15 protein-coding genes are annotated in these 15,138 nt (G+C 34.4%); 12 read left to right on the forward strand and 3 right to left on the reverse strand.

What is annotated here, in order from left to right; translation table 11 throughout:
* Window positions 1-197 precede the first annotated feature (197 nt).
* Window positions 198-1,163, reverse strand: coding sequence for an arsenic resistance protein (locus ACX9TM_RS09915; protein ID WP_000103809.1), 966 nt, complete (start codon window positions 1,161-1,163; stop codon window positions 198-200).
* A gap of 292 nt (window positions 1,164-1,455) precedes the next feature.
* Between ACX9TM_RS09915 and ACX9TM_RS09920 the strand changes: the two genes are divergently transcribed.
* The 5 genes from ACX9TM_RS09920 (at window position 1,456) to ACX9TM_RS09940 (ending at window position 6,937) form a co-directional block, all read left to right on the forward strand.
* Window positions 1,456-2,148 (forward strand): FMN-dependent NADH-azoreductase, encoded by a 693-nt coding sequence (locus ACX9TM_RS09920; RefSeq protein WP_000522528.1) that lies wholly within the window; start codon window positions 1,456-1,458, stop codon window positions 2,146-2,148.
* A 238-nt stretch (window positions 2,149-2,386) separates the two neighbouring features.
* Entirely contained in the window at window positions 2,387-3,745 is a 1,359-nt protein-coding gene (brnQ, locus tag ACX9TM_RS09925) for a branched-chain amino acid transport system II carrier protein (protein ID WP_001284786.1), read from the forward strand.
* An 84-nt stretch (window positions 3,746-3,829) separates the two neighbouring features.
* Window positions 3,830-4,249, forward strand: a complete 420-nt coding sequence (locus ACX9TM_RS09930; RefSeq protein ID WP_000750850.1) for a VOC family protein — start codon at window positions 3,830-3,832, stop codon at window positions 4,247-4,249.
* Between the two features lie 328 nt (window positions 4,250-4,577).
* Window positions 4,578-6,227 carry a copper resistance CopC/CopD family protein gene (locus ACX9TM_RS09935; RefSeq protein ID WP_065382370.1) on the forward strand — a complete coding sequence of 550 codons (1,650 nt, stop codon included), beginning with the start codon at window positions 4,578-4,580 and terminating at the stop codon, window positions 6,225-6,227.
* 89 nt (window positions 6,228-6,316) lie between these two features.
* A complete protein-coding gene (locus ACX9TM_RS09940; RefSeq protein ID WP_065382369.1) occupies window positions 6,317-6,937 on the forward strand; it encodes a YcnI family copper-binding membrane protein in 621 nt (206 codons plus the stop codon).
* 42 nt (window positions 6,938-6,979) lie between these two features.
* On the opposite strand, the gene ACX9TM_RS09945 is transcribed toward ACX9TM_RS09940, so the two are convergent.
* Window positions 6,980-7,885 carry a DMT family transporter gene (locus ACX9TM_RS09945; protein WP_000192812.1) on the reverse strand — a complete coding sequence of 302 codons (906 nt, stop codon included), beginning with the start codon at window positions 7,883-7,885 and terminating at the stop codon, window positions 6,980-6,982.
* Between the two features lie 97 nt (window positions 7,886-7,982).
* Here ACX9TM_RS09945 and ACX9TM_RS09950 point away from each other — a divergent pair, with 97 nt between their 5' ends.
* The 7 genes from ACX9TM_RS09950 to ACX9TM_RS09980 all read left to right on the forward strand — a co-directional run bounded on the left by ACX9TM_RS09950 (window position 7,983) and on the right by ACX9TM_RS09980 (window position 13,957).
* Window positions 7,983-8,852 (forward strand): LysR family transcriptional regulator, encoded by an 870-nt coding sequence (locus ACX9TM_RS09950; RefSeq protein WP_000156743.1) that lies wholly within the window; start codon window positions 7,983-7,985, stop codon window positions 8,850-8,852.
* A 120-nt stretch (window positions 8,853-8,972) separates the two neighbouring features.
* Window positions 8,973-9,404: an Rrf2 family transcriptional regulator gene (locus ACX9TM_RS09955; protein ID WP_000704073.1), complete on the forward strand. Its 432-nt coding sequence runs from the start codon at window positions 8,973-8,975 to the stop codon at window positions 9,402-9,404.
* Between the two features lie 70 nt (window positions 9,405-9,474).
* On the forward strand, window positions 9,475-10,125 hold the full coding sequence (locus tag ACX9TM_RS09960) for a DsbA family oxidoreductase (protein WP_000216673.1): 651 nt from the start codon (window positions 9,475-9,477) through the stop codon (window positions 10,123-10,125).
* 57 nt (window positions 10,126-10,182) lie between these two features.
* A complete protein-coding gene (locus ACX9TM_RS09965; protein WP_001277021.1) occupies window positions 10,183-10,785 on the forward strand; it encodes a nitroreductase family protein in 603 nt (200 codons plus the stop codon).
* Window positions 10,786-10,911: 126 nt separating this feature from the next.
* Window positions 10,912-11,043: a hypothetical protein gene (locus ACX9TM_RS09970; protein ID WP_000997344.1), complete on the forward strand. Its 132-nt coding sequence runs from the start codon at window positions 10,912-10,914 to the stop codon at window positions 11,041-11,043.
* A 111-nt stretch (window positions 11,044-11,154) separates the two neighbouring features.
* Window positions 11,155-12,765 (forward strand): amidase family protein, encoded by a 1,611-nt coding sequence (locus ACX9TM_RS09975; RefSeq protein WP_065382189.1) that lies wholly within the window; start codon window positions 11,155-11,157, stop codon window positions 12,763-12,765.
* 178 nt (window positions 12,766-12,943) lie between these two features.
* Window positions 12,944-13,957 (forward strand): AI-2E family transporter, encoded by a 1,014-nt coding sequence (locus ACX9TM_RS09980; protein ID WP_065382190.1) that lies wholly within the window; start codon window positions 12,944-12,946, stop codon window positions 13,955-13,957.
* An 86-nt stretch (window positions 13,958-14,043) separates the two neighbouring features.
* On the opposite strand, the gene ACX9TM_RS09985 is transcribed toward ACX9TM_RS09980, so the two are convergent.
* Window positions 14,044-14,988, reverse strand: a complete 945-nt coding sequence (locus tag ACX9TM_RS09985; protein WP_000715321.1) for an L-lactate dehydrogenase — start codon at window positions 14,986-14,988, stop codon at window positions 14,044-14,046.
* Window positions 14,989-15,138: the final 150 nt, after the last annotated feature.

Genomic DNA, 15,138 nt, shown 5'->3' on the forward strand with positions numbered 1-15,138 from the left:
CTGTTAATGCGGGAGTGGTGAGGGCTAATAATCATTGGGGGATGAACAAAACCCCCAATGATTAAAGTTTCACTTTATTACAATTGGTATTATTACGTTTGTAGTTTCGGTAATTTCATTTGTATTGATAAATAAGAAGCAAGTGTTGTATGTAATCTTTCCATAATAAAAACCGTCCCAAAATGGGACGGTTTTTATTATGCGTATTGCCGTTTTTTCTTAATAAGCAACAAAACTTGTGAAACAAAAGCTAGTACCGGTAACTCAATCAACGGTCCAATAACGAGTGCAAGTGCGATAAGAGGCTCGTCTGGAAAAGCTGTTACAGCGATAGCGAGTGCAACAGGTGAGTTTCTTGCTAACGTTGTTAAGCTTAGACTTACTGTATCTTTGTAAGATAAATGCATGATGCGCCCGATAAATTGTCCTAGTAAGAAATTAATGATGAAGAACAATAGAACAGGAACGAGTAATAATAAAACGACATTCATATTTTGCAGTAAATATTTACCTTGTGATGCAAACATCGCTACTATTGCTAAACTTAAAAATACAATTTGAGCAGAGCTGAAAAACGGAATGAGTTTATTCTCGAGAGTTTCAGCTTTTTTCATTTTATTCATAATGAACTTTGTAGCGTGTGCAAGTATAAATGGTAAGACGATTACGATAACAATACTTTCTACTAAAACAGAAATCGCTACAGTTTTCATGACACCAGCAAATAAAAATAAATAAATGGGAAGGAGCAGTACTTGCAAAATTAAATTTACAGGTAAAATTGCAGTAGAAAGTGCTACATTACCTTTCGCTATTTCAGTAAAGATTAAGTACCAATCTGTACATGGAGTAACCATTAACATTATAAATCCAACCCAAAGTGCTGGATGATCGGAAAGAAATAGTGCTCCTAACCCCCAAGCGAGTAAAGGTGTCCATAAGAAGTTAATAGTAAGACTTGTTCCAGCAAATTTTAAATTGCGAAATCCGTTTTTTATTTCTTTTAATGGAATGCTGAGGAATAATCCATATAGCATGAAAAATAAGAAGGGGACAATAAATTTGTCTGAATACGTATGTATCATATTAAATTGTCCGAGTACGATGCCGCATGTAACAGCAAAAAGAATAATAAAAGTTTGAATCTTTTCTATAGTGCTCATGAATAAATCCTTTCTATATATGAATTTTCCTCTCAAAGTTTATTATACAAGTAATAAAGATGTATTTGGTGTTCAATTGTATTTTAGTTAATATTTTTAATTTGAGATTTTATTTTTTATCAGAAGTTACTTGACTAAAGTAAGTGACTATATTACAATCACTTACATAAGGTAATTAAATAACAAAAAGTTGTGATAGCGTAACTTAAGGTATCTATTGGAACTTTTTCTTAGAATAAGAATTTTTATGATGATGAATAATGAATATGAAAAGAAAGATTAGGTGAAGAAAATGGGACTATTTAGCTCATTATTTGGTAAAAAAGAAGAAAATACGAATGTAGAGGGGAATAAAAAAATGTCAAAAGTATTATTTGTAAAAGCAAACGATCGTCCAGCGGAGCAAGCAGTTAGTTCAAAAATGTATGAAACATTTGTAAGTACTTATAAAGAAGCAAATCCAAATACAGAAATTACGGAATTAGATTTATTTGCATTAGATCTTCCTTATTACGGAAATATCGCGATTTCAGGTGGATATAAACGTAGCCAAGGCATGGAGTTAACTGCTGAAGAAGAGAAGGCAGTTGCTACAGTAGATCAATATTTAAATCAGTTTTTAGAAGCTGATAAGGTTGTATTTGCATTCCCATTATGGAACTTTACAGTACCAGCGCCATTAATCACATATATTTCATACTTATCTCAAGCTGGAAAAACGTTTAAATATACAGCGAATGGCCCAGAAGGTTTAGTTGGTGGTAAAAAAGTAGTTGTGTTAGGTGCTCGTGGTTCAGATTACTCTTCAGAGCAAATGGCTCCTATGGAAATGGCAGTTAATTACGTAACAACGGTACTTGGATTCTGGGGAATTACAAATCCAGAGACAGTTGTAATTGAAGGACACAATCAATATCCAGATCGTTCACAACAAATTGTTGAAGAAGGTCTAGAAAACGTTAAAAAAGTAGCAGCAAAATTTTAATTCATGATAGTAAATGGAAAAACCAACATGGATGACCATGTTGGTTTTTTAGTCTATTTTTCATGTTAAAAAATGTATATTTATAAAATAAAAGAAAAGTTCGAAAATAGTATTGCAAAATATTATATAGCAAACTATAATGAGTTCAAGAATAGTTGATACTTAAATTAAATATTCAGAAAATTCAATTAGTTAAAATTGGAAAATGAGATAAGGAAACTTGAATGGGGGTTATATTATGGCGAATAAAGTACCGTTTTCGTTCATAGTAGTTATTGGATTAATGTTATTTGCACTATTTTTTGGAGCGGGAAATTTAATTTTCCCAGCGATGCTTGGTCAATCAGCAGGAGAGAATGTATGGATTGCTAACGCTGGATTTTTAGTAACTGGTGTTGGATTACCATTACTAGGTGTGCTAGCATTTGGTTTTTCAGGTAAAGATGATTTGCAGTCGTTAGCTAGTCGTGCTCACCCAGTGTTTGGGATTGTGTTTACAACAGTTTTATACTTAGCGATTGGTCCGTTATTTGCAATACCGAGAACAGGAAATGTTTCTTATGAAATTGGTCTTAAACCGTTTATGCCAGAAGGAGTAGGTTCTACACCTTTAATTCTTTTCACAATTATATTCTTTAGTATCACTTGTTTTTTTTCGCTAAATCCCGCGAAAATTGTCGATATTGTTGGAAAAATCTTAACACCAATTAAGTTGACTTTCATCGGTATTTTAGTAATCGTTGCTTTTATACATCCGATTGGAGATATGCAAGCACCAGTGGAAGCTTATACATCACATGCATTCTTTAAAGGATTCCAAGAAGGATACTTAACGATGGATACGCTTGCATCATTCGTATTCGGGATTATCATTATCAATGCTATTAAAGAAAAAGGTGCGAAAACGAAAACACAAATTATGGTCGTTTGTGCAAAAGCGACAATTATTGCAGCATCTATTTTAGCAATTATCTATACAGCACTTTCTTATATGGGTGCTTCAAGTGTTGCAAAGCTTGGACATTTAGAGAACGGCGGAGAAGTATTAGCGAAAGTTTCTAACTACTATTTCGGATCATATGGCGGAGTATTATTAGGATTAATGATTACAGTAGCTTGTTTAACAACTAGTGTGGGACTTGTATCAGCATGTTCTTCATTCTTCCATAAGTTATTCCCAAATGTTCCTTACAAAGCAATTGCAATCACGCTATGTGTATTTAGTGCAATTGTTGCAAATGTAGGATTAACACAGTTAATCGCAGTTTCTGTTCCAGTATTAACAGCAATTTATCCACTAGCAATCGTATTGATTTTCTTAACATTCTTCCATTCATTATTCAAAGGAAGAGCTGAAGTTTATCAAGTGAGCTTAATCGTAACATTTATCATCAGCTTATTCGATGGATTAAGTGCAGCTGGAGTTAACATTGAAGTAGTAAGCCAAGTGTTCACTAAATTCCTTCCGATGCAGGAAGTAGGATTAGGCTGGATCTTCCCAGCGATTATCGGTGGATTTATCGGATATGGACTTAGCATTTTAAAAGTGAAAAACCAAGTTCAACCAGCAACTAGAGCGGATAAGAAAATAGGTTAAATAAAAAAAGTTATAGAACTTGTTTCTATAGCTTTTTTTGTTACTATTAATAATGAGAAAAAATAAAGTAGTAGGGGAAATAAAATGAAAAAAACAATTGATCATATCGGAATCGCAGTTCGTGATATAGATAGTACGATACGTTTTTATGAAAATGTGTTACTAGGAACTTTAATAGATCGTTACGTAAGTGAAGCTCCTGGTGTGGAAAGCGAAGTAGCCATTCTTGAAGTGGATGGAGATAGAATTGAATTACTTGCACCGACGAATAATACGACATCTCCAATTGCCCGTTTTATTAAACAAAAAGGTAAAGGTGTTCATCACGTTGCGTATCGTGTCGATGATTTAGATGTGGCTCTAGAAGAGTTAAAAGAACAAGGTATTCGGACATTAGAGCATACACTACGCATTAATAAGCACGGTAGAAGGTTAATTTATCTTAACCCAGCGGATACTGAAGGAACGATTATCGAGTATTGTGATTATCCGGAAGAGAAATAGAAGAGGGATATTTTTTTAAAGGTGTTACGTAATAACGTAATACCTTTTTATTTATGTATTTCACATTTTCTTCACAAATGATTCACGATAACTTTTCTTCTTTGATAACTTACATAAATATATTTTATGATATAATAACAATCGACTTTAAAAATGTAAGTTGCATCTATCATAATAGTTACTATTATATTGGAAGTTTAGAGGTGGAAGAGAAATAAAGAGTTATACTTTCTAGAAGTTTATATTTAATCAGGTTAATATTTTGCCCAGAATCAAACTTTGGAAGTTAAAGTAATGAAAATAGAGCAATGAGGAAGAAAGAAGTGAAATGAGTGTGAAAGTAATGAGAAGATTAGGGACATGGCTATTACTTGTGTGTGTGCTTATCATATTGATCCCGCAAAGTGCATCTGCTCATGCGTACGTTGTGAAATCAAACCCTACTGAAAATGAAACATTGAAGAAAGCACCATCTGTTGTGAAAATCGAGTTCGATGAGGACATACAAATCTCAAGTTTTAATACATTGTACGTGAGAGATACATCAGGTAAAAGGGTCGATTTAAAAGATGCTCATATTGATAAAAAAAATAAAAAGCTATTAGAAGCTGGATTGAAAGAGAATCTTAAAAATGGTCTCTACTCTATTCAGTGGAAAGCTATTTCAGCTGATGGACATCCCATTCAAGGAGTTATTCCATTCCGTATTGGATTAGCGGAAGCTGGAGCAGATGATATACAAGTAGAAGAGATGGGATATGTTCCGCAAATTGATATGATCATGGAACGTGGAATTTTATATACAAGTTTCTCACTATTTATAGGAGTGCTATTCTTTAATCTTATTATGTATAAAGGGAATGCAACCTCGGTTCGATCAAGGAGTAAGAACATAATATGGATTTCCTTATTAGGGATATTTACTAGCTTGTTATTCAATCTACCACTGCAAGCGAAAATAAATGCTGATGTTTCATGGCTAGAAGCATTCAATCCTTTACTATTAAAAGAAACGTTACAGCTTTCTGTTTTTAGTTATGTTTGGATTACTCAAATGGTTCTCATTAGTTCGCTTATAATCGTTACGTATTTTGCGATGAGGCGTGAGAAGCTATCGTCTTTTAAAGTATGGAGTATTCCAATAGTGCTGTTTATTGGAATACTTGTTATGAAAGCATTTAATAGTCACGCATATGGTTTAAAGTTTAAAGATATTGCTGTTGTTATGGATTTTTTACATTTATTCGCAGCTTCATTATGGATTGGTGGTTTATCGTCTACTATTCTTCTGTTACGTAAAGAGGATAACAAATGGAATATGTATTGGGATATGATTAAGCGTTTTTCACCGTGGGCAACATGCGCTGTCATTGTGATTTTAATAACAGGTCTTTTTAACAGTACATTTTTTATTCCAACAATCCACTCGTTATTTGATACGAAGTATGGATTAGCTTTACTAGCAAAGATACTTTTATTCGTTTTCATGGGGATATTGGGAATTATTCATTATGTGAAAGGGAAAATGAGAGCGGAGCAAGGATTAGGTGCTACGGTGAAAGTAGAGTTTATCATTGGAATTATCATTTTCGTCATCGTAGCTTTTATGACAAACGTACAAACACCACCGATGCCTCCTACTGGACCTTTTACAGAGAGTAAACAATTAGATAATGGATATGAAATGACGCTAAATGTAAGTCCTAATAGAGTAGGACAAAATATATTCCATATTACTTTAAAGGATGAGAACGGACAACCCGTTACTGATATGGAACAAATTATATTAACGACTCAATCGTTAGATATGAATATGGGAAAAGGATCATTTAAAGTTTCGGCAGTTTCACCGGGAGAATATGAAGCAGAAGGTATGTATATTAACATGACAGGAAACTGGAATATACAAGTACATGGATTAACGAAATCGCTTGATAGCTTCGATACGGATTATAAATTTATTGTAGGTGGCAGATAAAGTGAAACTTTAAGCAGCCCTCATCAATTGGGCTACCCGGCGAATAGCGGGATAAAGAGTAGGGATAGATAAAAAGGAGCTAATTGAAAATGGAACGTATAAAAAAATTAGGAACAACAATGATCGCAACAGCAATTACAATGGGAATGTTTTCGTTACCTGTTAGTGCGCACGTTACTGTGAAGCCAGCAACTTCTGACATCGGTTCTTGGGAGACTTACACGATAAAAGTACCAGTTGAAAAGAATATAGCAACAACAAAAGTTACACTGAAAATACCGTCTGGTGTGGAATTCCAACAGTATGAACCAGTGCCAGGGTGGAAAATGGAAGAGCAGAAAGATAATGCCGGAAAAGTGAAAACTGTAGTATGGGAAGCAATAGGAGAAGGGGTTTTACCCGGTCAGTTCCAGCGATTTACTTTCGTCGCTAAAAATCCGGATAAAGAACAAAAAATAGCTTGGGATGCATATCAACAATATAAAGACGGAGAAATTGTTGAATGGACAGGCGATGAGAAAGCTGAAAAACCGCATTCACTTACTACAATTGCAAAAGGTACGTCATTAACAGGAGAACATGGTGAAGTATCTAATGTAGAAAAGAATGAAGGTACTAGTAATATGCAGTTGATAGCAATTGTTTTATCTATTTTGGCAATTGTATCTTCGGTAGGTGCGTGTGTTTTTGTAGTGCGTCGTAAAAAATAAGATATAAAAAAGAGCCTACAAATAGTAGGCTCTTTCTCATATTTATTTCACTTCAACCTGCTGCCTTACAGCAAGTGTTTTCGGCTTTATATTTACAAAACAAATGCTCACAACAATAAATAATAGGCCAATAAATAAGCTCATTGTAATGGCTTCATGTAAGAAGATTGAACTTACAATAATAGCGATAAGGGGAATAAGGAATGTATAAGCCCCTACTTTACTCGCTTCACCAGCTCCAACGAGTGTGAAGTATGCAAGCCACCCCATTGCAATAACAAAGAATGAAATAAAGAGTAGTACACTAACAAATGGCATACTCCAAGCAATACTAGACCAACTTTCAAATTCTGAGCCAAATCCGATTAAACAAAGACCACCGATAAGAAGCTGAATTGTTACCATCCAAATGGCATTAACACGGTGACCAGTCTTCTTAATGAATACTGTGCCAAGTGCCCAGCCAATAGCGCATCCTAACGCGAGAAGGATTCCAATAACAGAAATATGTCCTGTTAAACTGCTTGAGCTAATAACACCTACACCAATAAATCCAAGAACAAGCCCGAAAATTTTCAAGCCGTACATTGATTCTTCAAGCCATATCCACGAGAAAATACCGAGTAAAACTGGTTGTAGAAATACAATGGCGGAAAATAACCCAGCAGGCATATATTGAAGACCAACAGTTTGTAACCCGTAAAATATAATGATGTTAAGTAAAGAAGAAATAACATATAAATGCCACGTTTCTTTTAAATGTAATTCTTTATATTTGGGTAGAGCGAAAAGGAGTAAAATGAATCCTCCAATTAAAGTTCGAACGCCTGCAAATAAAACGGGTGGTGTATAATGCAGGGCAAACTTAGATAAAGGCCAATTGATTCCCCACATGAAAACGAGAAAGGTAAGGATTATGGCCGTCTTAGTTCGAGAAAGCTGTGTCACGGTAAGACCTCCTTGTTGTTATTCATTTCACTATGATATGATATCGAATGTAATAAATAAAATGAATCTTTTTTATAAGGAGTATAAGTGATTAGTTATGACTATTACACAACTGCAAGTATTAATAAAAACTATTGAGTTAGGTAGTTTTACGAAGGCTGCCAGGGTGTTAAATATGACGCAGCCAGCTGTAAGTCATGCCATTTCAAGTATTGAGTCAGAGTTAGGAGTTACGATTCTTATACGTGATAAACGACAAGGATTACTCGTTACGGATGTAGGAAACAGAATTCTTGTACATATTAGAGAGATTTTGAACGGTGTAGAGAAGATTGAACAAGAAGTTGCGATGGAGAAAGGACACGAAGTGGGGACGATTCGAATTGGGAGTTTTCCGAGTGCTTCTGCACATTTCTTACCGAAAATGATAAACCATTTTAAGGAGAAGTATCCGAGCTTAGAGGTCGTTCTTTGTGAAGGAACAATTAAAGAAGTTGAAGATTGGTTAATATCGAGGGTTGTTGATATAGGAATTGTTATTTTGCCTAATAAAGAGATGGAGATTGTCCCGTTAACGAAGGGAAAAATGGTTGCTATCTTAAGAGAGGATCATCCTCTTTGTAAGAAGGACTCTATTACAATTCGTGATTTGGAGAATGAACCGATCATATTATGTAAGGGCGGATACGAACCACCCATCATTGATATGTTTAAACAAGCCAACGTACCACTTCGGGCTGAGTATGTAATTTCTACCGTTACTACAGCTTTAAATATGATTCAAGAAGGATTAGGCATTGCAATATTAGCTGAATTATCTTTAACGAATTTACCACAGAATGTGCAAACGAGAGAATTGGAGCCGCAAGTATGGAGAGAAATTGCTTTAGCTGTTCCTTCATTAAAGGATTCTTCAATCGCTGTACAGCTATTTATTGAAGAATTTCAAGCGCTATTTGCAGAATAAAAAGGGGTGTCTCATATATCATAATGGGGCACTTTTTAATTTACTTATAAAAAATCTATGAAAAGGATTGACTTATTTTTTGGTTGTAACTATAATGATTACATCGAGGTGGTGATTACGATGAAAATTAGTAGCCGCTTTTCCATAGCTGTTCATATTTTATCTATTTTGAAAAACAATCCATCTTCACTTTGTACTTCAGACTATATGGCTGAGAGTGTCAATACAAATCCAGTAGTCATTCGTAAAATCATGTCGTACTTGAAACAAGCTGGCTTTGTTTACGTAAATCGTGGACCGGGTGGCGCGGGATTACTAAAGGATTTACATGAAATCACATTGTTAGATGTGTATCATGCAGTGAACGTAGTCGAAGAAGACAAGCTATTTCATATTCACGAGCAACCGAATCCAGATTGTCCAATTGGGGCGAATATTCAAGCGGTGTTAGAAATTATTTTAATTCAAGCACAATCCGCGATGGAAGAAGTTTTGAGAAATATTACGATGGGGCAGTTGTTTGAAACTTTGCAAGAAAAAATGAATGCTTAAATAATATTTATATTTTTTTATCATTAATGTAACTGATTTGATTACAACGATAAGGTAAGGTGTAAAAGTTATGACTGTAAAAATGAAAGTATACTCAGATTTTATATGTCCGTTTTGTTTTTTAGCAAAAGGTCCATTAGATGAGGTAGCGAAAGAGAAAGATGTAGAGATTGAATGGATGCCATTTGAATTACGTCCAAGTCCATATTCAAAAATAGATCCATGGAATGAACCAGAAAAATTAGGTTCATGGGATGCTTTCATTCTTCCGACAGCGAAGAAGTTAGGAATTGATATGCGCTTGCCACGTGTTTCACCACATCCATATACACATTTAGCTTTCGAAGGATGTCAATTTGCGAAAGAACGTGGACTAGGTAATGAGTATCATCACCGCGTATTCACAGCATTTTTCCAAGAAGAGCAAAACATTGAAGATATTGATGTGTTAACAAAATTAGCGGTAGAAGTAGGACTTCCTGAGGCGGAATTTAAAGATGCTTTAGTAACTCGTAAATATAAAGAAAAGCATCAAGAAGCAATTCAACACGCATATGATGAAGCGAATATTATGGCTGTTCCAACTGTCATGATTGGAGATGAAGTCATTCAAGGGCTTGCTAGTAAAGAAACACTAGAAAGGGTCATTGATAAAGAAATTGAAAAGGATAAAACAAATTCATTTGAAGGTATGCAATGTAATACCGATGGATATTGCTAATTTGCTTGTTATGAAATAACAAAATAAATTATAAAACAAACATTTGGAGGAATTAAAATGTCAGCAACTACAACAAACTTAAAAGAAGCAATCGTGAACCGCCGTTCAATTCGTAAAGTAACAAAAAACGATGCAATTACGAAAGAAAGAATTGAAGAAGTGTTAAAAACAGCTTTACACGCACCAACATCTTTCAATATGCAAAGTGGTCGTATGGTTGTATTAATGGATGGAGAGCATGAAAAGTTTTGGGATATCGTTAAAGAAACACTAAGAGCACGCGTACCAGCAGAAAACTTTGAAGCGACTGTAGAAAGACTAAAAGGCTTCCATGCAGGTGTAGGAACAGTTCTATTCTTTGAAGATCAAGCAACTGTAGAAAAAATGCAAGAAAATGCCCCATTATACAAAGATCAGTTCCCATTCTGGTCTCATCAAGGAAATGCGATGTTACAACATACTGTGTGGATGCTATTATCTGCTGAAGGAATTGGGGCGTCATTACAACATTACAACCCAATCGTAGATGCTGAAGTGAAAGAAACTTGGAACATTCCGGCAGAGTGGAGCTTAGTAGGTCAAATGCCATTTGGTGAACCAAACGAACAACCAGCAGAAAGAACGTTCTTGCCTACTGAAGATGTAGTGAAATTTTATTAAGAAATACAATATGTAACGAGAAGGAAGCTGTGCTTAAAAACAGCTTCCTTTTTTGTAGTGGTGTTAATTTATGCGCATTTAGGGAAGAAATATAAGAAATAATACGGTGAGAAGGGAATTAGAAAAATGAATGATGAGAAAAAATATACAGTGGTAGGTACTGATGTTGAGGAAGTAAAGCGTTTAAATAAAAATTCAGGATTAACGTATAATCAAGTGAAAGAAATGTTAGCAAAGCAAATGCAAAAAAAGAAGTAATTAGATTGAAATCTTTCATTTTTTCATTTAGCATTTTGATTGGAGAGAGTTAAGTAAAAGGTAACTCTCTTTTTTGTATAGCTAAGCATCTTATAGAGTGGAGGAAGCAACATGAAGAAATGGGTAAAGGTAACGCTGTCTATCACTGGAGGCATTGTCTTATTAGCGTGTGCCGGCGGATATTACGTGTATAAAAATTATTTTCCAAAGGAACCTGAGCGTATTGTATATGATAAAGAAAGAGTGCTACAACCGATACATAATCAGCTTAAAGGAATCAATATAGAAAATGTAAAGATAAAAGAAAGAGAAGTCGTAAATGCGACTGTAGATGAGCTTCAAAAAATGATTGATGATGGAAAGTTGTCATATGAAGAATTAACGAGTATTTATCTCTTTAGAATACAAGAACATGATCAAAATGGAATAACATTAAATTCTGTTACAGAGATAAATCCTAATGCGATGGAAGAAGCAAGAAAGTTAGATCAAGAGCGGGGTAGAAACAAAAATTCGAATTTATATGGTATTCCTGTCGTTGTAAAAGATAATGTACAGACGGAAAAAGTGATGCCGACTAGTGCAGGAACTTATGTATTAAAAGATTGGATTGCAGATCAAGACGCAACAATTGTGAAGCAGTTGAAAGAAGAAGGAGCATTTGTTTTAGGAAAAGCGAATATGTCTGAGTGGGCGAACTATTTATCTTTTACAATGCCAAGCGGGTATAGCGGGAAGAAAGGACAAAATTTAAACCCGTACGGTCCGATTACATTCGATACTTCAGGATCAAGTTCAGGATCTGCTACAGTAGTTGCAGCAGATTTTGCGCCGCTTGCAATTGGAACAGAAACGACGGGATCGATTGTTGCACCAGCGGCGCAGCAATCAGTAGTTGGGTTACGTCCATCTTTAGGTATGGTAAGTAGAACAGGAATTATTCCATTAGCTGAAACTCTTGATACAGCAGGACCTATGGCAAGAACAGTAAAAGATGTAGCAACGTTATTTAATGCAATGATAGGTTATGACGAAAAAGATGTTATGACAGAAAAAATGAAAGATAAAGAAAGAATTGATTATACAAAGGATTTATCAATAGATGGATTAAAAGGGAAAAAGATAGGGCTTCTTTTTTCTGTAGACCAACAAGATGAAAATAGAAAAGTAGTAGTAGAAAAAATTAGAAAAGACCTTCAAGATGCAGGTGCGATATTAACTGATAATATCCAGTTAAGTGCTGAGGGTGTAGATAATTTGCAAACATTAGAATATGAGTTCAAGCATAATGTAAACGACTATCTTTCACAGCAAAAGAATGTACCGGTAAAATCGTTAGAAGAGATTATAGCGTTTAATAAAAAGGATAGTAAAAGACGAATAAAATACGGACAAACATTAATTGAAGGGTCTGAAAAATCTGCTATAACGAAAAAAGAGTTTGAAAACGTAGTGCAAACGAGTCAAGAAAATGCAAGAAAAGAGCTAGATAGGTATTTAGTAGAAAAAGGTTTGGATGCTCTAGTTATGATTAATAACGATGAAGTCCTTCTATCAGCTGTAGCTGGTTATCCGGAATTAGCGGTTCCTGCTGGATATGATAAAAATGGAGAACCAATCGGTGTAGTGTTTGTAGGGAAACAGTTTGGTGAAAAAGAGCTTTTCAATATTGGATATGCGTATGAACAGCAGTCCAAAAATAGAAAATCACCTAGTTTATAAAAGATTATATGAAAAATAACTGCCACCGAAATTATGTTGGTGGATTCCAGTTAAACGAATCTAACAATATGAAAAGAAAAAAAGGATTCTTCTCAATTAGTAAGAAAGATTGTCTATAGGAGTTCATAAAATGTAATATATTCAATTTCCATCCATTGAAGGGGGAGGTTAATTCTTAATGAATGAAGTAAAGAGTTTCTTTCGAAGTAGAGGGTTTCAACGGTTTCTCGTTTTAATAATAGTAGCGCTTGTATTATACGCATTAAAAAGTATGATTAATTTAATATTAATTACGTTTATACTGACGTTTTTAATGGATCGATTTCAACGTTTTATTTCAAGAAAATTGAAAGTAAACCGGAAAATTGTTATTGCATGTTTATATATAATACTAGTTTCCTTTATAGGCACAACATTATATAAATATTTACCTGTGCTGACGATACAAATTTCACAATTAATTTATCAATTTAAACTGTTTTTTCAAAATCCACCTGATAATGAAATCGTTAAATATGCACTTTCGACAATTAATGGGATGGAAGTATCAAAATATATAGAACAAGGTGTAGACGTCATATATCAATCAATAGCAAATATAGGAAAGGTAAGTTTACAAATATTATTATCTCTAATTTTAAGCTTATTTTTCTTATTAGAAAAAGAGCGTATTATTACATTTACATCAAAGTTTAAAGATAGTAAGTTAAAAATCTTTTATGGAGAAATTGCATATTTTGGTGAAAGATTTGCAAGATCGTTCGGCAAAGTAATTGAGGCTCAGTTTTTAATTGCCGTTGTAAATTGTATTCTTACTGTCATTGCATTAATCGTTTTAGGATTTCCACAGCTACTTGTATTAGCTGTTATGATTTTCTTACTAGGGTTGATTCCTGTTGCAGGTGTGATTATTTCTTTGTTTCCACTTTGTATCATTGCTTACAACGTAGGCGGAGTTATGTACGTAGTATACATACTCGTATTCATAACAGTAATCCATGCTCTTGAAAGTTATTTTTTAAATCCGAAGTTTATGTCTGCAAAAACAAATTTACCAATATTCTACACATTTATGATTCTTATCTTCTCAGAGCATTTCCTTGGAATATGGGGGCTTATTATCGGGATACCAATCTTTATCTTTTTATTAGATGTACTTGATATAAATAATGAGGATGCGATTAAAAAATAAGAAATGATAGAAAATCACTAAAAAGTCATAGGAGATAATGAAAATAAAAAGCAATCCAAAATAAATTGGATTGCTTTTTATCTTAATTAAAGAACCGGAGCCATTGTTTCTTTCAATACTTGAACAGAGTGGTCGAATTTTAATTCTTCATCTTCACTTAATTCAACCTCTAAAATTTCACGAACACCGCCGCGATTTAAAACAGCAGGTACCCCGATATAAACATCTTTTTGACCGTATTGACCTTCTAAGTAAGCTGATACAGTTAATACACTATTTTCGTCGTTTAAAATTGCTTTTGTAACACGTAGAAGTGACATACCGATACCATAATAAGTTGCGCCTTTACGCTCAATAATATGGTAAGCTGCATCACGGACGTTTATGAAAATTTTGTCTAAATCTTCTTGATTATACGTGTTGTCTTTTTCAAGCAGTGTTTGTAGTTTTTGGATACCAACGGAAACATGGCTCCAAACTGGAAGTTCAGTATCGCCGTGTTCTCCGATAATATAAGCGTGAATGTTGTGTGGACCAATATCGAAGTACTCACCTAACATATAGCGGAAACGAGCAGAATCAAGCGTTGTACCAGAACCGATTACACGTTCTTTCGGTAAACCAGATTCTTTCCAAGTTACGTAAGTTAAAATATCTACAGGGTTTGTTGCGATTAAGAAGATGCCATCAAATCCGCTATCCATAATACTGCGAACGATTTGTTTGAAGATTTTAGCGTTTTTCTCAACTAAATCTAAACGTGTTTCGCCTGGTTTTTGTGGTAATCCAGCTGTAATAACTACAAGGTCAGCATCTTTACAATCTTCGTAGCTGCCTTTCCATACTCTAGTTGGAGCTGGTGCGAATGGAACAGCATGACTTAAGTCCATTGCTTCCCCTTCAGCTTTTGCCTCATTTACATCGACTAAAACAAATTCTTCAGCTACAGCCTGGTTAATCATGCAGTAAGCATAACTACATCCAACTGCTCCTGTTCCTACTAATACAACACGGTTAATACCTTTTTTCATTTCAAAATTCCTCGCAATTTCATTGATTTTATTATGTAAGATAATACGTCTTACTTCTATAGAGTCATATCTAGTTTATTACATTTTATAAAAGATATTCAAGTATTTGAAAATGTATCCGTGCAAATCCGCGAACAAAACATAGGAATT

It is taken from the genome of Bacillus sp. LH1, from assembly GCF_057924895.1.